This is a genomic window from Paenibacillus sp. FSL H7-0357 (assembly GCF_000758525.1).
GTDB lineage: Bacteria > Bacillota > Bacilli > Paenibacillales > Paenibacillaceae > Paenibacillus_AQ.
Map to the genome: position 1 here is coordinate 2016313 of NZ_CP009241.1, position 24321 is coordinate 2040633.

Consider the following 24321-nt stretch of genomic DNA (forward strand, 5'->3'; position numbering starts at 1 on the left):
TGAAGCCCAGTGAAAGCGGAACACTTCAAGCATGCTGAACCATCCGGGCAGCAGGAACATGAGGAGGCCAGAGGCGGCTTGCCGTCAAGCGGATTACGCACAAACCGCGCTGAGCCGAAGGATTACTATACCTTCAGCGACGAGGAGAAGGAAGTTGAATTTAAACGGCATGATATGCCTACGCCGTGGATGAACTACCTGTCGAACGGTACCTTCCACACAATGCTGTCGCATGCGGGGGGCGGTGTGGCCTTTTACAAGTCGCCACAGATCTGGCGTATTACCCGTTACCGTTTCTTTCACCTGCCGATGGACCGTTCGGGTCCCTATATCTATGTGCAGGATGCAAAAACAGGCGGGTACTGGTGCCCGACCAGCGAGCCCGCCTCGGACAAACCTGATGAGTGGAAAAGCGCCCATGGCATGGGTTATACCCGCTTCGAGGCGAAGCGTGCGGATATCGCCGCCAGGACGGTGTATTTTGTCGGGCCATACGAGAACTCGCTGATCTGGAATCTGACCTTGTCCAACCAGGGCAGTGCAGCGAAAGAACTGAAGGTTTATGCCTACGCCGAGTTCGGCATGATGGAATTTATGCGCGAGCTGCAGTGGCAATGCTACAACAAACATCAGGTTTCGGTGCAATATCATCCAGCGGAAACGCTGGTGTACCGGTACGGGGTCGAAAACCAGCCCAAACCGGAAGAGACGCCGCTGGTCTATCTGGCTTCGGATACACCGCTAGCTGGCTATGACGGCGACCGCGAGGAATTTATCGGCTGTTACCGCAGCGAATCCAACCCGGAGGCGATTGAGAACGGCGGCTGCACCGGATCGACGCTGATGGGCGGGGACCCCTGTGGTGCGCTGCAGTTCAATCTTACGCTGCAGCCGGGCGAGAGCCGCACCATCAATGTATTTCTCGGCACCGCAGCGGATGAGCAGGAAGTTGAACGGGCCGTAGCCCACTCCCGGGAAGCCGGATTTGTAGAATCCTCCTTCCTGGCGCTGAAAGAGAATTGGGCGAGCTATCTGGGAGCGTGGGAGAGCCGGCTGCCGGACAAGGACGCCGAACGGATGATCAACATCTGGAATCCGTACCAGGCGCACCGTAACTTTCTGTTTTCACGCAACATTTCCTTTTACGCCACCGGTACGTTCCGCGGAGTGGGCTACCGGGACACCTCGCAGGATATTTTGGCGGTTGTGCCCTTCGACACGGAGCTTGCCTTTGACAAGCTGCGGCTTTTGCTCGGCCAACAGTACAAGGACGGCCATGTTAACCATTATTTCTTTCCGAACGAAGGCTGGGAGCCGGTAACGAGTATCCATTCCGACGACCATTTGTGGACCGCACTTGCCGCATGGGATCTGCTTGCAGAAACCGGAGATGCCGCTTTTCTGGAGGCCAAACTGCCTTATTATGACGGCGGCGAAGGCACGGTATATGAGCATTTGAAGGCAGCGATTGATTTTACGGCGTCGAAGCTGGGGCCTAACGGCTTCCCGCTGATGCTGCGCTCGGACTGGAACGACCAGCTGTTCCGCGTATGCCGTGAGGGGCGGGGCGAGAGTATCTGGACGGCGATGCAGCTTGGAACGGTGCTGCTGCGTATGGTTGATCTTGCGGCCGCCGCCGGCCATCCGGAGCATGCCGCTCAGTATGAAGCCATGTATGAGGCGCAGCGTAAACGGGTCAACAGCATCGGCTGGGACGGGCAATGGTTCCGGCGGGCCATTATGGACGACGGCCGGTTCCTCGGCAGCGATGAACACGACGAAGCCAAAATCTGGCTCAATGCCCAGACCTGGGCCACGTTGTCCGGCATGGCGGACGAGGATAAGGGGCTGCGGGCGATGGACAGCGTCCGCGACATGCTGGACACGGAGCTCGGCATCAAAAAAATCCATCCTTCCATCACCAGCTTTCCTGATCCTGCCGATCCTTTGACCAATTACAACAAGGGGACGGGGGAGAACGGAGCCGTATTCTGCCACGCTAACACTTGGGCTATTATAGCTGAATGTATGCTGGGCCGGGGAGATTTGGCCTACAAATATTACCGCCAGCTGCTGCCGAATGTGGCTATGGATAAGGCTGGCTTATGGCGGTACAAAGCAGAGCCTTACGTCTATGCCTCCAACCTGTTCGGGCCGGAGTCTGACAAGTTCGGCCTCGCCAACGTGTCCTGGCTAACCGGAACGGCTGCATGGATGTATGTCGCCGCCACCCAGTATATTCTGGGGGTGAAGCCGGTGATGAACGGCTTGTCCATCGACCCCTGCATTCCCGCAGATTGGGAAGGTTTTACGGTGAAGCGGCGCTTCAGAGGCTGTGTCTATGACATCACCGTTACGAACGTAAGCAAGGTCTGCAAAGGCGTCAAACAAATCACCGTTGACGGAGAACGGGTGGAGGGCAACGTCCTGCCGCCGTACCCTGGACGCTCGTCCGTCAAGGTTGAAGTTATTCTGTAGCAGCCGCTGGTCTTCTCTAGCAGCAGGGGGATGCCGCTGTGGTTGATCTTTTCGGTTCCAATCTGGGCATTGTATTAGCGCTGAGGTCTGAGGAGCCGTTATTTGTGGAAAAGAGGCATGGCGTGCAGCGTCGCGGACTGGAAAGACGTTATTTCGCCGGAGAGCAGCAAACAGCGTGTGAAAAGTGATTATAACGTCACTGGTGCCCGCAAGCACCGGAAATGTGCCGAATATCTGCAAATAACGGCTCTGGTGTCCGAATCAGCTAGAGCAGGCGAAAATCGCCCCTTAGTGAAATGGTTGCTCATCACTTCCATTTTACCAAGGGGCGATTTTTTGTGATTATTAAGAGATTGTGTGATCCAGCCTATGGTAGGGCTTCAGCGGATGCTCTTTCTATATTGGTCTGGTGAAATTCCTTTGATCTTTTTGAACATCTGGCTGAAATATGACGGGGAAAGATCGCCCACCTCCACAGCAATCTCCTGAATGGATTTACCGGTATTGGCCAACAGCATGCAAGCCTCTCTTACACGCCGCTGAATCAAGTATTCGGACAGGGTGATGCCGGCATGTTGCTTGAACAAATGTGAAATGTGGTAAGGCGACAGATGCAAACTGGCAGCCAGCGTTTCGAGGCTGAAGGGCTGCTTGTAATGTTCGTCCAGCCAGTCGGTAATCCGTTCGACATGTGAGCCTCCACGCGTCTGGATGGGATTGTCTTCGGTTTGGACACCGGACACTTGTTTTTGAAGCAAACGCATCAGCTGAAGCATCAGGAATCCGGTATCTTCTTCTTTGTTTGCGGCAGAATCATTTACGGAATGATGTAATTCCTCCAGCAAATCCAGAATCGGAGTATTATTCATGGCGTAGAAAACCGGCCTCTGCAGAGTGCCCTTCCACATGTTCCGGAAAAACTTCTCCAGGAAAGGAAAAGCGGTAAGATAATGCTCCAGAAAACTGGGGTCAAAGGTCAGATTGGTCCGAATATAAGAACGGTTGGGGGCCGGAGGAACCATCACTTGGTGCAACTGATAGGGCTGGAACCAAACCAGCGTATGATCCTGAATGGGGTAGGTCTGATTCTCCACCATGATTTCTCCATGACCGTTATATATGTACAATATTTCAATTCCCCTGTGCGCGTGAAACCAATGGGATTCCTCATCTTCATATTTATACTTGTACATCAATAGACCGGGTTCAAGCCCTTTGGGCGTATGATCGTTCCTGTTCATGAAACGCTCCCTTGCAACCATTTTTACTTACAGTATAAATAGCAGGCGATGAAAAATAAAATATATAAATTGAATTTAAGGATTTCCCATTTTGGCGAGGACGTAACTACGGTGAATATTTGGACTTCCGGCCGCTGTTGTCGTAAGAATTTCTTGATTTAACTCGCTATATGCGGTGGAAATCCGGTGACTGGTTATGCTTCCGAAGCGAGCTTTCCTACGGAAAGCTTTCAGGCGGTCGCTATCGCTCCTACAGTTCCAAAATCCCCCTCCGCTACTTTTGCCTTTTTTTGTGTAGTTATTAAGTTCATTCTATATAGTTTAATAAAAGCGTCAGCAATCCATATTGCACATCAAACCGGCAGAGCTCCGATGGGGAGCCTGCCGGTTTGCGATTACATATACGGTTGTAAGGTTGATTTATCTTATCCGGTGCCCAAATTCACTTTAACGTTCGTACCAATATCCCGGAATTCCTTGCTCCAGCCGCAGCAGCGCTTCCAGGAAAAAATAGTCGCCCCAGATCATGAAATTATCGGGAGACGAATTTCCCCTGACGGAATAGGAACCATGCCTCAGAAAACCTTCCTCAGTCTGACTGCCTTGTGTGAAATAGCGGTTCACCAGGGAATCTATAGATTTGTGGACCGCTTCGTCAAGGAATGCCCGATCCGGATCATCTTCCGGCAAGTGTTCAAGCAGCTCAAGGATACCGCACACAAAGATAGCGGAAGCCGAGCTGTCGCGGGGTGTGTCCTGCTCTTGCGGAGCATCGAAATCCCAGTACGCAACATGATCCTCCGGGAGCTGCTCCAGAAAATAACGGGCAAGCCGTTTTGAGGTATCCAGGAAATAAGGTTCTTTGAGATGGCGGTAAGCTAAGGCAAAGCCATACACACCCCACGCCTGTCCCCGCGACCAAGTGGAACCGTCTTGAAAACCCTGTTCAGTTCCTCCGCGGATGGCATTTCCAGTTACCTGATCAAAATAAAAAGTATGGTAGGAAGAGTCATCTCCCCTCACCAGAAACCGGCGGCTTTTCTCAGCCTGAATGCTGGCGCAGTCGGCATAGCTGCGGTCCCCGGTCTGGTCAGTAGCCCAATAGAGCAGGGGGAGATTCATCAGGCAGTCAATGATAATCCGGCCCCCGTTGGCATCATCGCCTTCTGGTCCCCAGGCTTGAAACAGCTGCGGGGCAGACCGCCAGCGTTTCATCAGAATATCGGCAGCCTGCAGCGCCAGCAGACGGGAATCTTCATCCTTATCGACAATCCAGCGGGCCTTCGCGGACAACGAATATAAAAAGCCGATGTCATGATGATCGAGTCCCTGTTCAGCCTCCAAGCGTTTTTTGAGAGAGTCCACACTTTTGATGGCTGCAGCATGAATCTCCGGGTCCTTGCTGTATTCGTAGCTCAGCCATAATATCCCGGACCAGAATCCTTCCGTCCAGCTGGTATGGTCAGTTAAATGATATTTGCCGTCCCCAAGGCTTACGATGGGAAATTGGTCTCCAAAGCGCTTGATGTTAAGACGGGTGGTGGCCAACGTTTGTTCAATCGCCGATTTCCAGTTCATAATAACCTCCATAGTATCGCTCAATTGTTCTTATGTTTATTATAAGCCAATCATTTTGTTGATTTGTTGTGCAAGTTCTTAGGTAAGTTGCGGATTAAGCGCAATTCAAATGATATATAAAAAGTACGGTACAATCTTTAATTTAGAGTAAGACGCACTTTTTGCATTATGCTACGATTTGGAGTGAGAAAGGGGGCGGCTTTCCATAGTTGTAAGCGCTTAACTTGTCTAACCCAAATTCATACAGAGGAGTGCAACGCATGAGTAAAATGATTAAACAGGTCTTCTCGTTAGTACTGGCGGCGAGTCTGCTTATTCCGTTAGGCTGTCTTGCTCCGGTTGCGCAAGCTGCAACACCGAAACTGGAAGTAACGAAAACGGTTTATCACGAAACCTTTGCGGCCGGTGCAGGCAAAGCTGTTCAATCCGGAGGTGCCAGCCTGACGGCTGTCACCGGCAAGTCTTTTGCAGGCAATGCAGACGGAGCGGCATTATACGTAAGCAACAGAGTAAACAACTGGGACGCGGCTGATTTCAAATTCAGCGACCTCGGCCTGGAAAACGGAAAAACCTACACGGTGACTTCAATTGTTTATGTGGATGCAAATGTGAATCTGCCCACCGGCGCGAGTGCAGCACTTCAAACTGTGAACAGCTATGGGAATTATGCGGAAGTGAATTTTGAAGCGGGCAAAGCCGTCACCCTGACTAAGGAATTTACCGTCGATACAAGCAAAGATCAGGCCTTGCGCATGAACTCCAACAAAGCAGGAGCCGAGGTTTCTTTCTATATCGGAGACCTCCTTATCACCGAGAAAATCGCTTCGGACGGTGGAGAAGAGCCGCCTAGAGAACCGGCTTTACCGTTCACTGCCATCACCTTTGAGGATCAGACTACCGGCGGTTTTGGAGGCAGAGCCGGGACTGAGAAGCTGACTCTTACAGATACAGAGAATCATACCGAGGGTGGTTCCTTTGCCTTGAAAGTAGAGGGCAGAACAGCTACGTGGCATGGGCCGTCCTTGCGTGTGGAGAAGTATGTGGACCAGGGCAGCGAATATAACATTTCGGCCTGGGTCAAGCTGATCGAACCCGCAAGCTCGCAGCTGCAGCTGTCCACGCAGACCGGGAATGGAAGCAGCGCGAATTATGTGGCTCTATCCCCCAAAACAATCAGTGCCAGCGACGGTTGGGTTAAATTTGAGGGGAGCTACCGTTATAACAGTGTGGGCGGCGAATATTTAACCATCTATGTTGAAAGCGCCAATAACGCAGCAGCATCTTTCTATATCGACGACATCCATTTTGAGAAAACAAGCACAGGTCCAATCGCCATACAAAAGGACCTGATTCCTGTAAAGACTGCCTATCAAAATGATTTTTTGATCGGCAACGCGATAACAGCCGAGGATCTGGAAGGCCTGCGGCTGGAGCTGCTTAAAATGCATCACAATGTCGCTACCGCAGGAAACGCGATGAAACCGGATGCGCTGCAGCCGGCGAAGGGCAATTTTACCTTTGACGCTGCGGATTCCATGGTTGCTAAGGTACGGTCTGAAGGGATGTTGATGCATGGGCATGTGCTGGTATGGCATCAGCAATCCCCCGTGTGGATGAATACGACAAAGGATGCGGAAGGTAATAGCCTTCCCTTGGGGCGGGACGAAGCGCTCGCAAATCTGCACACCCATATTAAAACGGTCGTGGAACATTTCGGTGACAAGGTGATCTCTTGGGATGTCGTGAACGAAGCGATGAGCGATAATCCGGGTAATCCGGCAGATTTGGAAACCTCGCTGCGTGAATCCCCTTGGAAGAGTTCCATTGGCGCAGATTATGTGGAGCAGGCCTTCCTGGCGGCAAGAGAAGTGCTGGACCAACATCCAGATTGGAATATCAAGCTGTACTACAACGATTACAACGAAGATAACCAGAATAAAGCGGCAGCCATTTATAACATGGTCAAAGCTATCAATGATAGGTATGCGCTTACACATCCGGGGAAACGCCTCATCGACGGCGTCGGCATGCAGGGGCACTACAGTGTCAACACCAATCCCGAAAACGTAAAGCTGTCGCTGGAGAAGTTTATTTCCTTAGGCGTAGAAGTAAGCATCACCGAGCTTGATATTCAGGCTGGGAGCAACAATCAGCTTTCCGAGAAGCTTGCGAATGCCCAGGGCTATTTATACGCGCAATTGATGGAGCTCTTCAAAACTCACGCCGCAAATATAGAGCGCGTTACCTTCTGGGGCTTGGACGACCATACGAGCTGGAGAGCTTCTGCTAATCCGTTATTATTCGATAAGAACCTGCAGGCCAAGCCGGCTTACTACGGGGTTATCAACCCCGGTAAATTTATGGAGGAGCATAAACCTGATTCTACCGGCGCAAACCAATCCACCGCTGTTTATGCTTCACCTGTAGTTGACGGGACGGTTGATGCTGTCTGGAGCAAGGCGGCGGAGTTGCCGGTAAATCGGTACCAGATGGCGTGGCAGGGCGCGACCGGAGTGGCCAAAACCCTCTGGGATGATCAAAATCTGTATGTTTTGATTCAGGTCAGCGACGCGCAGCTGGACAAGAGCAGTAAGAACGTATGGGAACAGGATTCCGTCGAAATCTTCCTGGATGAAAACAATGGGAAGACGACGTTCTATCAAGACGATGACGGACAGTTCAGAGTCAACTTTGACAACGGGACTTCCTTCAATCCGGCTGGGATCGCTGGCGGATTCGAATCATCAACCAAGGTTACCGGAACAAACTACACAGTAGAAGTGAAGATTCCGTTTAAAAAAATCTCAGCAAGCAACGACAAAAAGATCGGTTTCGACGTACAGATCAATGACGCCAAAGACGGGGCCCGGCAAAGTGCTGCCGCATGGAATGATACAACCGGCAATGGATATCAGGACACCTCTGTTTACGGTGTGCTTACGCTTACGGGTAAACCTGGCCAATCGAACGAGGGCGGCAACAGTAACAATAACAACAGTAATAACAGTAACAGTAGCAACGGATCAACTCCACAGACCGGAAACGTATGCCCGAGACAGCCTGGCGGATCTGGTGAAATTCGGAATTGTGAGCGGCAAAGACGGCAAGCTTGCACCGGACGATACGCTCACCCGCGCTGAAGCGGCAGTTATTGTGTACCGCATTTGGAATCTGTAACCTGTATTTACAGCTTTCAGCCTAAACAGCCAGCCGCCGGAAAATTTCCGGTGACTGGCTGTTTTTTGCTGTGATTTACCAGTATTTCATCAATGAATATAGATTCTATCTTTGATACAATTCTAAAATTGATGTCATAGGAGGAATCACGTGAAGGCCATATTAGGTAGATTCATAATAGCGGCAGCCGCTGTCATTTGCTCGACAAGCATGTTTTGTCAGCATATATTGGCCGATGGGCGGCTGCCTTTTGATGATATAAACACAAGCTATGCCCAAAAAGAGATCATAGATTTATATAATAAAAAGCTTATTACAGGAACCTCGTTGACGAGTTTCTCACCAGCAAAGTCTATGACCAGAGCAGAATTTATTACTGTGCTGGAACGTTTGCTAAAGCTTGATCCAGTGGCTAGTCCAGTAACCGCTTTTACAGATGTAGTAATGAATGAATGGTATTACGGTCCGATTCAGGCGGCTGTTCAGCTGAACCTGGCAAGTGGTACCTCGGAGACTACCTTTGCACCTAAGAGAGCTGTTACAAGACAAGAGGCAGCTGTTTGGATGGCTGGTGCATTGCAACAAACGAACGGCAAATCCACTAATCTGACAGTATATAAGGATAGTAATCGTATTGCTGCTTGGGCTGGTAATTCTGTTGCTGCCGTTAGTAAGCTAGGATTAATGAAGGGCGATGAAACAGGATATTTTCGTCCAACGGATGCAATTACCAGGCAGGAAGTAACTGTACTTATTTATCGGGTGCTGCAAAATAAAAGCTGGGCCACAGAGCTTGAGAACGAGCCAAAAAAACATATTGTTATTGGCTGGCAGTATGGACAAACAACCGCAGAGTATAAGAGCACTATTCTGAAATCGAATGTGAACATCTTATCTCCACGGTGGTACTTTGTAGGGGGAACTGGGATTGTAACGGATTCAACAGAAATCTCGCTTGTTTCGTGGGCAAAGACGAAGGACAAAGAAATTTGGGCGATGGTCGGTAACCGGTCCGATCAAGAAGCTACTCATCTAATGTTATCTAGCATAACAGCAAGAAATACTGCAATAATCCAATTAGCAGCGATGGTAAGTAAATATGGCATTGATGGGCTAAATATAGATTTTGAGAATATAAAGGCATCGGATCGAAAATATTTGACAGCTTTTATTGCTTTATTAGCAGAAAGATTGCATGGCGTTAATGCTACGTTGTCTATAGATGTATCGCCTGATCTTGGTACGGATTGGACAGAGGCATTTGACTACGCTGCGCTTGGGGAACAAGTGGATTATGTAGTAATGATGGGCTACGATGAGCATTACGGTGGAAGTGTCAATCCAGGCTCTAATGCTTCGCTACCCTATATCACAAACGCACTCGAAACCTTGCTAAAGGTTGTATCAAATGACAAGGTCATATTGGCACTGCCATTCTATAACCGGGACTGGATGTTAAAGCAAAATGGAACAGTTTCATCCTCCGAATTCATTACGTTCACTGAGCAAAATCAGAGGATCAATACCTATTCGATGAAACCGCTATGGAATGAATCATTGGCTCAATATGTTGCCGGCTATACGAACAATGTTATGCAACACATGATTTGGATTGAGGACGGGCGCTCGTTAATTGCCAAATATCATTTTGCTGTTACTAAAAATTTAGCGGGAGTGGCCTACTGGTACATAGGCGGGGAAAGTCCGGATATTTGGACAAGCATGAGTAATGCGGAGAAATATTACGGTTATTCCTTCTTAAACAATACAACCCCTTGATTCATCTAGGGGTTTAGACTTGACGGAAATCTCTTGCCTACTGATAGTTTCGTATGGTATATTCTAGGTGTCATTTAACAATCTAAACGTTTAACATAATGTTTGCGGCATAGAATAGGAGAATTACAATGAGCAAAACCAGCATTAAGCATATCGCTGCTAAAGCCAATGTTTCGATTGCTACAGTCTCCTATGTGCTTAATGGTACCCGCAATGTCCGTCCAGAGACGCGTCAGCGAGTAGTTGAAGCCATTGAGGAGCTGAATTACAAACCTAACGATATTGCCAAGAGCCTCAAGCTCAACCGTACGAATACGATCGGTGTTATCGCAGAGGATGTGACGGTGTTTAATGCACCCGAGATTATCGATGGCATCAATGATTTTGGCGATCGGCATGATCTGCATATTTTGCTGGTCAATCTTCGTCTAAATAAACGTATCGGCCGTAATTTTGCTGATATAGAGGCATACCGGAAGTACGCCTCCAATGCCGTGTCCGAGCTGCTCAGCAAGCAGGTGGACGGGATTATCTATATCGGTGTACATACCCGTGACTTAACCGGACTAATCGATGCAGACGACAAACCTATTGTATATACCTATGGTTATACACGGGACGACATTTCCATACATTATAACGACGAGCAGGCTTCGTATGAGGCTATGTCCCATCTGGTCGCGAAGGGTCATAGCAGAATCGCGGTCATTAGCGGGCTGATGGATTCCATTCCGTCCAGACAGCGGCTGAACGGTTATTATCGGGCGATTACTGACTTTGAACTGCCCTTTGATCCTTTATTGATCAAGATGGGGGATTGGGAGCGGGAATCCGGATATCGCCTGACCGGCGAGCTGTTATCTCTGCCGGAGCCGCCGACGGCTATCCTCTCTATGAATGATGTTATGGTGGTAGGGGTATTGCAGGCAGCCGACGAAAGAGGCGTTAAGGTTCCGGAGGACTTGTCGGTGATTGGCTTCGATAACCGGGAATTCAGCGATTATCTGCGCCCGCGGATTACGACGATGGAACTTCCGCTGCACGAAATGGGCTATCAGGCCATAGAGAGCTTGTACAATGTGATCAATGGGAATGAATCTGCGCCCCTGATTATGCCGGAATGCCGGTTAATCGAGCGGGACTCTGTAGCTGCTGTAAACGATGTGAGATAAAGCCGATGTCTCACATCATATTTTTTTCATTTATCTAAACGTTTAGATTATAAAGCAGGACGCGAAAGAGGTGATGGCGATGATGTTTCTCAGCAATGCAAAATACAGAATGGAGCTTAGTGCCCGGGGAGCCATGCAGTCCCTGGTGATGCAGGAAGATCCCGCCGCAATGAACTGGGTGGTTGATCCCGCTTATCTGCAACAGGCAGGGTACGAAGACGAGGATAAGCTGTTCGGGGAATGGACGCTCGAACTGAATGGGAAGATCATACACAGTGTGGATCTTAAGCCGAGGGTGATCCAGGAGGGAGAGCATCGCGCTACTGTTGAGTTTGATGCTTTTCCGGTAACGATCCGCTTCGTGTACACACTGGAGGAGGAGCGCTTCAGGTGGAGCATCGAATTGTCCAACCGCTCCGCACAAGCTGTACGGATTAACGGGCTGCATGTATGGTTCTCGCTGGCCTATATCATGTTCAGGGATGAGAACGTGCTGCGGAATATGCGTGAATCGTGTGCAGTGTTCACTCATCTGGGCGGAGACTTCACCAAGTTCGCCGCTATCAGGCGCAGCAATGAGGCGCCGCACTTGGGTATTTATCAGACTGGGGGCAGAACAGTCACGGCAGGCTCCTATTGCCGTTATAGTAACCGCTTTCTTGAGCAGGTATCCCCTTCCTTGGACGGCTTGCTGTATCATCGGCTGTCGCTGGTGGAGGATGGGGCTTCAATGCCCGACTCAGCAGCTGCGGATTGGATCTATGGTAACGCTTACCATACACTGGATCTGGAGCCCGGGCAGACTTCCAGCTGGGAGTATGTATTTCTCCCTTGCCAGGATCAGGATGATTTCTACCGCCAGGGAGCCGCGTTTGGCCACCCGCACTGGAGCTATACGTCTGTGCTGACACAGGGCGGAATCTTCCAAGCTGAGGTTGGGATAACGCAGGAACAGTCTATACGTGAAATCTGCCTATTCAGCGCTCCACCGGGAACGGAGGAGCTCCGCCGCGAAGACATTACAGATCAGGCGATTCCGGTAATAGGAGAAAATGGCAGGTACACACTTACGCTGCTTCGTCCGGCGCCCGGTGAGCATAAGCTGGAGCTGGTGCTTGAAGACGGACGCAGCGACATCCTGGTGTGGAACGTGCTGGAGCCGATCGACATTATGCTGGAGAAACGGGCAGAATGGCTGGTAGCCCATAGCTATGGAAGCGCAGATGGAGTGGAACGCCCCTACGCGTTCCGTCCCTTGTCCAATCAGGGAGAATCACTTGGCAAGCTGACCTTCCTGCTGATGAAGAACAGCATGTCGGCTGCAGTGCCGGAACAGGTTGCGAAGGCCGAGGCTGCTGCAGTGCTGGATATGAAGCTCCATTGGTTCGAGGAGGGCGATTTCACTCGGCCGCGCCCCTTGTATGGAGGGTTCTACCGGATTTATGATCTGGATTATATTGCGCATGTTTTCTACCTGCTGTCGAGAATGGATGCTGCGCTGCTGAGGCTGCATCCGCCACGGCTTTATCTGGAGTGGGCTGCCGAAGTGATATGCCTGCGTCTGAACCCGGACTGCCATTCCAGGCAGCGAGAGAAGGACGAGGCAGGGCTGAACGGCATTTTCACTCTATATATTCGGGATTTGCTGCAGGCACTTGAGGAGGAGGGACTTGCGGAATGGCAGGGGCAATTGCAGCAGTTATGGGAGCGGTTCGGCCGGAATCTGCAGACAGAAGTACAGCAATACGGCGGGGCAATTACAGAGCACTTCTATGATAACGCAGGGTTCGGACCTACCTGTGAAACGCTGTGCCATCTTGGGAATCTGGACGAAGCGGAACGTTACGGACAGCTGATTCTGGCGAACATCGGGTTCAGTAATGACTACAGGGTTCAGAACCCGGACCGCTGGTGGGAAGCCCTCTCTTCCATGATCCATTCCTTATGGGGGGGATTGGTGTCCGGCTCGGCCCGGGTTGCCTACGAGCATTTGGGCAATCCCGAATATTTGGAGGCGGCTTACCGTTCTACAATGGCCGTGTTCAATTGTTATGACTGGAATGTGCGCTCCACTCCGCGCCGCCTGCAGCCGGGAGAGGCGGCCTCAACTTACAGTGTGGCTGCACCTAATCTGAATATGCCGGAGCTGTCGAGGAACAGGTTTGGACAGTCGGTATTTGTAGCAAGCAGTGATCCGTTATTCGCTTCGCTGTTCTCCACTGTATCCGGAGATGATTGGGACATGGGTGAAGAACTGGTTGCCTACTTATTAGGCTTTGGGACAACCGCCTATCTCTATAGAGACAGCAGCGGCAAGCTGCGTTGTGTTAATGGTTATGTTACCGAGGAGACGGACGGCTGGACAATTACGAGTTATGCAGCGTACCCTTCCAGATACCTGCTGCTTGAAGACAAGGTGGGTTTCCGCTCCGGGCAAGGCCGGCTGCAGCGCCAAGTAAGACTTCAGGGCGGCGTCTTCAGCGCTTGTCCATAATCGCCGGCAGGAGCGGCAGAATGGGACAGGCTACTTAACGGACAAAACCCGTGAAGCTTTTAGATTAAACGTTTAACTTAGTATAATCGAAATAAATATAGGTGAACTTGGAAAATCGACATTAGGTAAAGGAGCAGCGAAGGGGAAGGCCAAGTCTTCTCCGCAGTTGCGCAGAATACCTAAATGAAAAACTCACAAGTTCATTTTATATAGATTTAAAAGAAAAGGGAGGCAACAAACATGAAGTTTGGTAAACGCACTCTGGTTCTATCACTGGCATTAACAATGGTCTTCGCTTCACTGGCCGGCTGTTCGGGGAATGGAGAGAAAAACACGGGCAACACTGCCGCCAAAGCCACAGAAAAAGCCGCGAATGATAAGGGAGGTACGTCCGGCAAGGATATCACGCTTGAACTGTTGTATTGGGGCGATGACGCGCAGAAGAAGCTGGTGGAAGAGGCTGCAGAGAAATATACAGCTGACACTGGAGTTAAGATCAATGCGCAAGTGCTGCCGGCGGACGGAACCTTTGATACTTTCATTCAGACCCGCCTAGCCTCCGATCAATTGCCGGATATCAGCTACATGGGCGAGGGGGATATTCAGAAGTACAATGAAATGGGCATTCTCGAAGACATTAGTGATTTGCTTGCTGATGGTTCAATACCGGAGAAATTGGCAGCGATTACAATCCATTCTCCGGAGCAAAAAGTTATCGGTGTCGGCCTCTCCAACCAACTGGAGCTGCTGTACTACAGTAAAGCAAAGTTCGATGCTGCGGGCATCGCCTATCCGCCATCCAAGGTTGAGGATGCCTGGGATTGGGACACCTTCGTGAGCAATGCCAAGAAGCTGACCACTGATACCAAAGGCAAAACGGCCGCAGATGAGGGGTTCAACGCTTCATTGACAGAGAATTACGGCATCGGGTTTACCGCGGGACGTGAGTTCCATCACTTCTGGGCAGCCAATGCGAACGGAGGCGGTATTGTATCCCCGGACGGCAAGGAGTTTCTGTGGGATTCGCCCAAATCGGTTGAGGGTATCCAGAAGCTGGCCGATCTTATCAACAAGGACAAGGTAGCCTCGCCCTTCAATTATTCATGGACTACCGGCGCCGGTTCGGTCATTGATGCGCTGAGCGGCGGCTATGCGATGGCGGTCAGCGGCTCGTGGGATTTGGCTAACATCAAAGGCAATGATGATATCGGTGTCGGCGTGTTGCCAAAGATGGAACAAGCCGTAACGATGAACGCAGGTGCTCCACTGGTAGTTTACAATACGTCCAAGCATATTGAGGAAGCTAAGAAATTCTACGCTTACATGGTTAACCCGGAGAATGCCCTGGATCTGCTCAAGAGCGGAGCATGGCTGCCTAACCAAGCCGACTGGTACACCGACCCTGCCCTCATTGAGAAGTGGACTGCCGATCTTCCGGCAAGTGCCAAAGAAACGATTCTCAGTTATTCCACAACCAAGGATTCCATTGCACAGTGGCCTGCTTATTATGTTCCGGCCTATCTTAAGATGAATACAGAATACGAGAAATCCATCGACAAGGCGCTGACCGGTCAGAAGAGTGTCAAGGACATCTACGATGAGATTATGCCAACGATTAAGAAACTGTGGGAAAGCGGAAAAGTTTCGTAATTAAAGCTTATTTTCAAAGAGAGGGCTATGGCTTATGAATCCAGAGAGCAAGACCGGTACGGCACCCAACTATGTTAAAAAGCCTGCCAAAGGCGCCACCAAGGAAGCGGTAGCCGGATATTTATTTGCAGCACCCGCGATTATCGGCTTTTTGGTGCTGACCCTGTATCCGATGTTAGCCAGCTTGTTCTACAGCTTTCACAAAATCACGGTGATGAGCGGCGGGCAGGTGATGGAATGGATCGGGCTGGACAACTTCAGATATATTTTCAGCAATCCAAGCTCCGAGTTCAAAAAATCGATCACGGTCACCCTGATTTACGCTTTTATCAACGTAGCGCTTGTTATTGCCTTCTGTCTGTTGGTCGCGCTCTTGCTGAACCGCAAGTTTCTCGGCAGAAATATGCTGCGGGCGGTCTTCTTCCTGCCCTCAGTCATTCCGATGCTGGCGACCACGATTGTCTGGCAGATGCTGCTGCAGAATCAGGCCAAGGGCGGTTTGGTCAACTGGCTGCTGCTGCAGCTGGGTATAGCGCCTTTAGACTTCCTGACAGACCCTGTGCGGATCTTCGAGACGTTGTTTATTATGAGCTTGTGGACATGCGGGGGCACGATTGTTGTCTTCATTGCTACCTTGCAGGACGTTCCCGGTGAACTGCTGGAGGCGATCGAGATGGACGGGGGCAATGCCTGGCACAAGTTCCAGAAGGTCACCTACCCGACGATCAAGCCAGTACTCTTTTTCCAATTGATTATGTGCATGATGACCTCTATCCAGATTTATACCCAGAGTGTGGTGTTGTCCAGAAACGGTGCACCGGACCGGATGACTTATTTCATCAACGTTATGATTTATGATCATTCCTTTGTGCAGGTGGGGATGCGCGGGCTGGCGTCTGCCGAGGCTTGGGTCGTCTTCCTGATCACATTGGTCATTACGGTTATTTTGTTCTATTTCCAGGGCGCGCTCAAGAAGGATGATTCGATGGGCAAAAGAAAGAGGGTGAGATAATGGCTGTATCTGCGACTGTAAAATATTCAAGTCTTAAGAGAGCAAAGAACAAAACAAAAGCGGTGAACGTCATACTCATCCTACTCTCTTGCCTGCTCGCTTTGGTATTTGCCTTTCCGCTTTATTGGCTGCTGCGCGGCGCATTCGTTAACCATTCAGAGATTCTGGCGCGCCCGCCAGTATTTATCCCCAGTGAGCCGGGCTTTGATAATTTCCGGCTGGGGCTTGAGCGCATCCAGTTTCTGCGGCAGCTCTGGAACTCAGTCTCAATTGTGGTGCCTTATGTAATCGGAACAGTGCTGACCACGAGTTTTGCCGGTTATGCTTTTGCCAAGCTGCGGTTCCCGCTGCGCGGGATGTGGTTCGTGCTCGTAATCAGCACCATGATGCTGCCAAGCGCTGTAACCCTGCTGCCGCAATATTCCCTGTATACCTCCTTGGGACTGGCCGGCAAGCCAGCACTTATTATTCCCGCATTTTTCTGCGCAGGCGGCAATGCATACTTTGTCTTTTTGCTCCGGCAATTTTTCACGACCATTCCGCTTGAACTCAGTGAAGCGGCTAAGATTGACGGTGCGGGTTATTTCCGCATTTACTCCCGCATCATGCTGCCGCTCATTCGTCCGGCAATGATTGTTGTGGCCCTGTTCAGCTTCATCAACTGCTGGAATGAATTTTTCTATACGATGATTTATTTGAAGACAGAAGCGGATTATACACTGCCAATGGGTTTGTATATTGTGAACGGAATGCGCATTCCGAACTATGAACAGGTTATGGCGCTCGCTCTGATCGTTACGGCTCCCTGCCTGGTGTTCTTCCTGATTGGCAACAAATATTTTGTGGAAGGTATTGCGTTGACAGGAATCAAGGGATAAAAAGGAGGAGACAACAAGTTATGAGAAAGACTAAGCGGTCAGGGAAGGCTTGTGTGGCAGCGCTTTGCGCTGCCGTAGTCCTAAATGGCGGGATCGTCCCGGCATCGGCGAATTATACGACAGATTTCGATCATAAGGGTGTAGGAACCGATTACGGGAAACCGGAGTGGAAAGTGGGTAACATCACTACCCCGGAAGGAATTGATTTCAGCAAAGCTACCGTCGGGGAAATGATGCAGACGATTGAGGATTTTGACTTTGATGCCTTTAAGAAAGATAATGCCGATCTGCCCTGGCTGGATTCATTGCTCGTGAACGAAGGCGTGATTCCTGATGATAATGGGAATGATGATGCCAGCGCCAATACATTGTTCAGCAGGGGCAGCGCCCTGTACATGAAGACACAGGACAACTCGAAGCTGGGTTTTGCCGGGAGTGTGTATTATGCGGATACGTTGAACCAGGATGTTATGTATACGCTCTCTCTTTCGACGGGAGAGGTTACGGAGGATCAGTCTGCCCGGAAAAATTATCCCAGCCACGAGAACCAAACCTACCGTAGCGGGGAACTGGAGATTAACCAGCGCAAATTTATTACGAATGATAACAGTGCAGTAACACTGCTGGAATTCAAGAATCCCACGGCAAGCGACATCCAGTTGACACTGAAGGTCAAATCTCCGTTTGTATCCAGGGCAGAAGGGGAGGAGTTGATCGGTGACCGGGTAGCGGCTCCGCTGATGATCGGGAAGTCCGGCCAAAAAGTTGTGAAAGCGATGTCATATGTGGATGTTCATCTTAGCGGAACCGGACTTACTCCTGCCGGGAATGAGCTGGTCAGAGAGATTACCGTTCCTGCGGGCGGGACGCTTGACCAGAAGGTGGTTATGGGCTGGCTCGCGGATGAAATTCCCGGCTCCAAGACGCAGTATGAGGAGTTCAAGTCTGCGCCCGGCAACAATGAGGCCTTTTCCACCCAGGTGAAGGAGTACAACGAGTGGTGGGCGGATAATATCCCGTACATTGATGTCCCTGATGAAAATGTGAAAAAAGTGCTCTATTACCGTTGGTGGTGTAACCGCTTTAATATCCTGGATGCCAACATTCCCGGCAATGACTGGCAGTTCCCGATGAATATGGAGGGTGTGCTTGGCTACAACAACGGTATCACGGTCAGCGTGCCGTGGGCGCTGCAGGATCTGAAATGGCTCCGTGATCCGTCCTATGCCTATGGGACCTGGCTGGCGCAGGGCGAATATTCCGAGAACAAGAATTACAAGAACAACCCCGGGCGGCCCAATATCTGGACCTGGGATATGATGCAGAACAGCTCGCAGGTAGGCTGGGAAGCATACAAAATCTATGGTGGCGGTTCGGAAATCCTGAAGAAATTCGCTGATTTCTCAGCCAATGACGTGACCGGCACACTGGCTCATTTCAAGGGCAATGATCCGAATCTCGTCTATTATAACCACGGCCCGATGACTGGAAATGACGGTGACACCGTCTCCATGCACTGGAACGGCAACGGCAACAATGCCCGCCTGGACGGCTCTGCGACTACTTATGGCAATGCAGTGGCCACAGCCCAAATGTATAAACAGCTGGGGGATACGGCGAATGAGACCCGGATGAATGAAACTGCCGGGAAGATTCAGAGTACAATTTTGAACGATATGTGGTTCGACGGTAAGGATTTTGACGGAGACGGCAAAGCGGATACGAACGGTGAAGGCAGCTTTTTGCATAAAAAGGTTGTCGGTAAAGAGGATGTGTTCAACCCGTGGCGCGATAACAACATGTTCGTCTTCAACTTCGGCGTTGTGCCGACAGAAGGACAGGAGGGCTTTCAGGCTAAATATTTGACCCAGCTGACCGATTACGCGGATCCTGATTATTATCCGATCTTTCCGTTCTTCACAGCGGATCAGAACAGCATTATGAAACGGGTGGAGGATTTCAAGAATGGCAAGACGGATGCCTTCGGCACCGACCAGTTCGCCTGGTGCAACTTCGGCAACTACATTAATACTGTCCGTGCTTCCTTGCGCCATTACCCTGTGGACAATATTAACAGTGATACTTACAAGACGTTGTTCGACTGGGGTGCATGGCTGCATACGGTGGAGACGGGCAATACGGATCACCTCGATTCCAATGAATTCTTCTGGCTGGAGGACTATTTCTTCGGAACGCCGTGGACAAAGGAGAATCCTCCGAACCCGAGCGGCAAAATGGTGCGGGCTTGGATTCACCACGATACGCTGGGCATGATGAATTACACCGTACTGGAGGATATGGCAGGTCTTCAGCCGAGAACGGACGACAAGATCGAGCTGTGGCCGATCAATGTCGCATATGACCATTTTGCGGTAGACAATGTGCGGTATCATGATGCGGATCTGTCGATCGTCTGGCAGGACCCTAAGGTATATACCGGGGACAAAAAATTGCCTTATCAAGACATTCCGTCCGGCTTCTCGCTGTTCATAAACGGTGAGCTTGTGATGACCACGAATGAAATGTCACATATTATTTATGATACGGCGACTGGCAAGGTGGAAATGCCTAAGGGTGATGTTGCCGGAGCGGTTGGTGACAATTCTAAGACGCAAGTGTTGTTTGAAAAAGGCAGCGCTACCCCTCTAGCCAAGGCTGATGATACTTCACTGGCAACGAATGCAAAAACGGTGGATATGTTCAACAAGGCAGGCGTTGATATTGTCAATGGTGGTGAGAATCTGGCCGCTGCTGCCGGAACGACGATCGAATCGACTTATATCGAGAGCGGTTCAAGTATTAAAAGCTTGGCGGACGGCTCGACGATAGCTTCTATTGACCACACGTCCAACACAGCTCTGTTCGGCGGTACGCCGAATCCTGCCGATACGGTCACGTTCAATTTTGACGCCACCAAGCCCGTAGACAATGTGAAGGTCTATTTCTACAATAACCGTCTCCTGGATGGCTACGGTACACCGCAGACGTTCGGTGTCGAGTATCTGGAGGCGGACGGCATAACCTGGAAGCCGGTGAAAGGGCAATTCCGATACCCGGATGTTGTGGCCTCCAACTATAACAATGTGGAGTTCGAGAAGGTTAATACGACAGCGATTCGTGTCAGTGTGACCCATGCACTCGAACTTGCAACAGGGATCAAAGAAATTCAAATCTACAATAACGGCCTGACGGTTACGCCAGCAGTAAATCAGGCACCGAAGGTAACGGTAGATACCCCGGTAAGAGTGCAGCAGGATGAACTGCTGGCTGTGGTTCCCCAAATTTACGATGACGGTCTGCCTGGCGGCAAGCTGACCTATCAATGGGAGAAAATATCCGGTGATGGCGAGGTCGAAGAGGGTGCGCTCGATCAGGCTGTTTTGAAAGCCACCTTCAAGACTGTAGGTGAATATAAGTATCAGTTGACCGTCAGTGATGGAGACAAGCAAACGGTCATAGAAGTTCCTGTGTCCGTGTTCATAGCAACGGCTGAACTGGCCGATATGGTTGCGAAATTCGCAGACCGGGATTCGGCGCAAGGGAAAATTGTCCGGAATTCCGGCGACTTCACACCGGAATCCTGGCAGCAACTGCAGACCGCATTAACTGCGGCTAAAACATTACTGAGCAAAGGCAACTACACTCTGGATGAAGTAAAGGCTACTACCGACCAATTGCGTATAGCCGTTAGTACTCTCGGCTACAGAAATGCGGCGCTGCTGGCTGTGCCGAGCGCTTCATACACCTCGGCCTGGGAGTCGGTGTATGCGGTTAACGACGGATATATTCCGCTTTTCTCTACTGGTTTAGGTGATAATACAATAGAAACACAGTACGGCAACTGGGGCGGATCAGGGGACAATCAATGGCTGCAATATACCTGGAAGCAGAAGGTAAGCCTCTCCGGCAGCTCGATATATTTCTTCGATGACGGCGGCGGCGTGCAGGTACCAGCTGATTACAGCCTTGACTATTGGGATGAGGCAGCCGGTAAATTTGTCCCTGTCACCAACCTGAGTGAGAAGGGCAAGGAGAAGGACAAATTTAACGATGTAACCTTTGATAAGGTGGAAACGGATAAGCTGCGGCTGACGCTGGTTAAACAATCTGCTAGTGTTTTCACGGGAGTCAAGGAATGGCGCGCGATCTCGGCCAAGCCGGAGGGAGAAACGCCCGATCCGGGCACATTCGGCAAAATTGTAAGCATAGAGCAGGTTGCCGTAAATACGACGATAGGGGTAGTTCCTGCACTGCCGTCCAAAGTATTGGTAACTTATGCGAATGGGAATAAGGGCATGGCAGATGTGCAGTGGGAGGATATTCCGCTTAACAAGCTTACGATTGCTACAGACTTCATGATTTCCGGCAAGGTTGCCGGAACAGAGCTATCAGCAAGCTGCCGTATATTTGTGAAGTATGACAAGACAAGATTGAAGACTGCTATTGATACGGCTGCAGATCCGGCGGTGAATGAAGAGAACTATACCGCTGCGCCGGGGCAGTGGGAGACGCTTCATGCCGCATTGGCAACGGCTCAAGCTGTGTACGAGAACGGGGCTTCGACCGAAGGTGACATTAATGCTGCTTATACAGCTTTAAAAGCGGCCTTTGAAGCGCTGCAGCCGGTGGAAGGCCGCAATGCGCTGATCAGCGGAATCACGATTCCCGGCGGCATTGTCGATCAGGTAGCGAAAGAAATCATCGTGCCGGAGACGACTACGCTGACAGAATTGAAGGAAGGGCTGCAAGTTCCGGCAGGCGTAACCTTTGCCGTATATGGAAGTGACGGCATAACCGTTGCAACGGAGCTCCAGACCGGATACAAGGTGACCGTAACGGCTGTGGACAAAACGACGAACCGGACGTATACACTGACGTTGGCTTTCGTAACTCCGCCGGTGATCACGACTGGTCTTGAGGCGAAGCTGAAGGAAGTGCTGGAGCTGGAACAGGGGCTGTATACACCGGACAGCTGGACGGCGCTCCAGAAGGCTGTAGCCGCTGCGGCTGCGCTGCTGGAGAGCGGAACGGCTGACCAGGCGGGAATCGACGCCGCGTTAAGCAGGCTTGCGGCGGCGGTTGCCGGTCTGCAGCGGCTTCCGGCGGCAACGCCATCAGCAACGCCGCTGCCTTCGGCGACACCGACACCTACGCCGGGAAATCCGGCATCCGGGTCCGAGACATATGTTCCGACGCCGAAGCCTTCGCCAAGCGCGGCGCCGACAGCAGCACCTGCTGCCGTAAGCATAGGCAGCATTGTGCTGCATCCGGTGGCCGGAGCTGACGGAACGGTCAAGACAGTGCTGACAGCCGGGAATATTGAAGCTGCAGCCAAGGGAATAACAGACGGCAGGTTGACAGTATCCATTAAAGCGGCGGCAGGCGTGAAGCAGCTTTCAGTTGAGCTTCCATTGCAAGCGCTCATGGGAGCACAAGCTGTGCGCACAGTCAAGATTGAGACTGGAGCGGCGGACATTCTATTGAACGAGAGTTTCCTGAAAGTCTATGCCGACGGGAAGAGTAATAAGCTTGAGATTTCTGTCAGCGCTATAGATCCGGCAGGCTTACCGCTGCAGGCAAGCGCGCTGCTGGGAGTGAATGTGCTCAGCGATTTCGGACTGAGTGTTGACGGGACTGCTGTTCCGGCCTCCGTACTGAAGGCGAAGGGCGTCAAGCTCGCGTTGCCGTACACGTTGAAGCCGGGGGAGAACCCGAACAAGGTAGTGGCCTATTATCTCAATGATAAGCGCGAGCTGGAAATTGTGAAGAGCGGCAAATACAACGCCGCTGCCGGGAGACTGGAATTCAATCTCAACCGGAGCGGAAGTTACGCAATACGCTACTCGAATGTTTCATTTAAGGATATTGCAACTGCAGCCTGGGCAGTGGACAGCATCGAAGCACTCGCGGCCAGAGGAGCTATCCAAGGAACAAATGCGGATAACTTTAATCCCTCAGGCAACGTCACCCGTGCAGAGTTCATCAAGATCCTGATGAATGCGTTCGACCTGGTTGATGAGTCAGTCGTAAGCACATTTACAGATGTGAAGCAGGGTGCCTGGTATGCCGGAGCGGTTGCCAGCGCCCAGAAGCTGGGCATTGTTAAGGGGAAGCCGGACGGCACCTTCGGACTGAATGAGGAGATTACCCGTGAGGAAATGGCCGTCATGCTGCATCGTCTGACACAGCTTGCAAGCGTTTCGTTGAGCGGTGCGGCGAATGCCGGTGTCAATGCTAATATCAGTAACAATGCTGCCCCTGTGTCATTTTCTGATCTTGATCAAGTGTCATCCTACGCGGCTGATGCCGTGGAAGACATGAGCAAGAGCGGAGTGATTGGCGGAATGCCGGACGGCAAGTTTGCCCCGGACAGCCAGGCCACAAGAGCTCAAGCAGCAACAGTTATCTTCAGGCTGCTTGGGCAAGCTCAATAACGGGCATAGGGAACCCATAATGCAGTTGCTAGAATACGAGGACTCAAGCGTCCAATGAACTATGAACTAAAACTCGAAGTCGGGTAGTTCCCCCTACCCATAATTTATTAAACCAAAGCAGCCAATGACCAAAAAGACAGACCAGGGATTCTCCATTAACGGAAGAATCGCTGGTCTGTTATCTTTTTATGGTCTCTTTTTAATAACAGGACTGTCTCGTTTCTCAAAAAATCCACTTATGGGACGGTCCGCTTTAGCCTTTAATATGGTCGAGACGACAGGATTTGAACCTGCTGCCTCTTACTCCCGAAGTATGGGGCGGGGGTCTTTTGGTGTGTTATGGGGTCTTGTATAGTGTTAACCAGAGTAAATATAAAGCTTATATTGCTGCTGAGAACTAAGATGTGTTATTCAGTATTATCGGCGTT

12 protein-coding genes and 1 pseudogene are annotated in these 24321 nt (G+C 50.8%); 11 read left to right on the forward strand and 2 right to left on the reverse strand.

Annotated elements, in window-relative coordinates:
- The first annotated feature begins 9 nt into the window (after positions 1-9).
- Together H70357_RS08895 and H70357_RS35795 are read left to right on the forward strand one after the other, a co-directional pair.
- Positions 10-2478 (forward strand): GH36-type glycosyl hydrolase domain-containing protein, encoded by a 2469-nt coding sequence (locus H70357_RS08895; protein WP_038588071.1) that lies wholly within the window; start codon positions 10-12, stop codon positions 2476-2478.
- A gap of 102 nt (positions 2479-2580) precedes the next feature.
- Entirely contained in the window at positions 2581-2820 is a 240-nt protein-coding gene (locus tag H70357_RS35795; protein WP_156130838.1) for a hypothetical protein, read from the forward strand.
- A gap of 38 nt (positions 2821-2858) precedes the next feature.
- Here the strand turns inward: H70357_RS35795 and H70357_RS08900 are convergent, their stop codons facing one another.
- Complete coding sequence (locus H70357_RS08900; RefSeq protein WP_038588074.1) at positions 2859-3719, reverse strand: AraC family transcriptional regulator; 861 nt, start codon at positions 3717-3719, stop codon at positions 2859-2861.
- A gap of 447 nt (positions 3720-4166) precedes the next feature.
- Complete coding sequence (locus H70357_RS08905) at positions 4167-5297, reverse strand: glycoside hydrolase family 88 protein (RefSeq protein WP_038588077.1); 1131 nt, start codon at positions 5295-5297, stop codon at positions 4167-4169.
- A 269-nt stretch (positions 5298-5566) separates the two neighbouring features.
- Between H70357_RS08905 and H70357_RS08910 the strand changes: the two are divergent.
- From H70357_RS08910 to H70357_RS08945, 9 genes and pseudogenes are all read left to right on the forward strand, one after another.
- Positions 5567-8236 (forward strand): annotated as a pseudogene (locus tag H70357_RS08910) (endo-1,4-beta-xylanase); the annotation flags it as partial.
- Positions 8202-8474: an S-layer homology domain-containing protein gene (locus tag H70357_RS37085; protein ID WP_379145442.1), complete on the forward strand. Its 273-nt coding sequence runs from the start codon at positions 8202-8204 to the stop codon at positions 8472-8474. The pseudogene H70357_RS08910 and the gene H70357_RS37085, both read left to right, overlap by 35 nt.
- Before the next feature lie 150 nt (positions 8475-8624).
- A complete protein-coding gene (locus tag H70357_RS08915) occupies positions 8625-10253 on the forward strand; it encodes an S-layer homology domain-containing protein (protein WP_038588080.1) in 1629 nt (542 codons plus the stop codon).
- A 128-nt stretch (positions 10254-10381) separates the two neighbouring features.
- On the forward strand, positions 10382-11425 hold the full coding sequence (locus H70357_RS08920; RefSeq protein ID WP_038588083.1) for a LacI family DNA-binding transcriptional regulator: 1044 nt from the start codon (positions 10382-10384) through the stop codon (positions 11423-11425).
- A 79-nt stretch (positions 11426-11504) separates the two neighbouring features.
- Positions 11505-13919, forward strand: a complete 2415-nt coding sequence (locus tag H70357_RS08925; RefSeq protein ID WP_038588085.1) for a hypothetical protein — start codon at positions 11505-11507, stop codon at positions 13917-13919.
- A 240-nt stretch (positions 13920-14159) separates the two neighbouring features.
- Positions 14160-15569: an extracellular solute-binding protein gene (locus H70357_RS34240; RefSeq protein ID WP_052091925.1), complete on the forward strand. Its 1410-nt coding sequence runs from the start codon at positions 14160-14162 to the stop codon at positions 15567-15569.
- Between the two features lie 34 nt (positions 15570-15603).
- A complete protein-coding gene (locus H70357_RS08935) occupies positions 15604-16581 on the forward strand; it encodes a carbohydrate ABC transporter permease (protein WP_052091926.1) in 978 nt (325 codons plus the stop codon).
- Entirely contained in the window at positions 16581-17459 is an 879-nt protein-coding gene (locus H70357_RS08940; RefSeq protein ID WP_052091927.1) for a carbohydrate ABC transporter permease, read from the forward strand. Before H70357_RS08935 ends, H70357_RS08940 begins: the two co-directional genes overlap by 1 nt.
- 20 nt (positions 17460-17479) lie before the next feature.
- Positions 17480-23893: an S-layer homology domain-containing protein gene (locus H70357_RS08945; protein WP_038588088.1), complete on the forward strand. Its 6414-nt coding sequence runs from the start codon at positions 17480-17482 to the stop codon at positions 23891-23893.
- Positions 23894-24321: the final 428 nt, after the last annotated feature.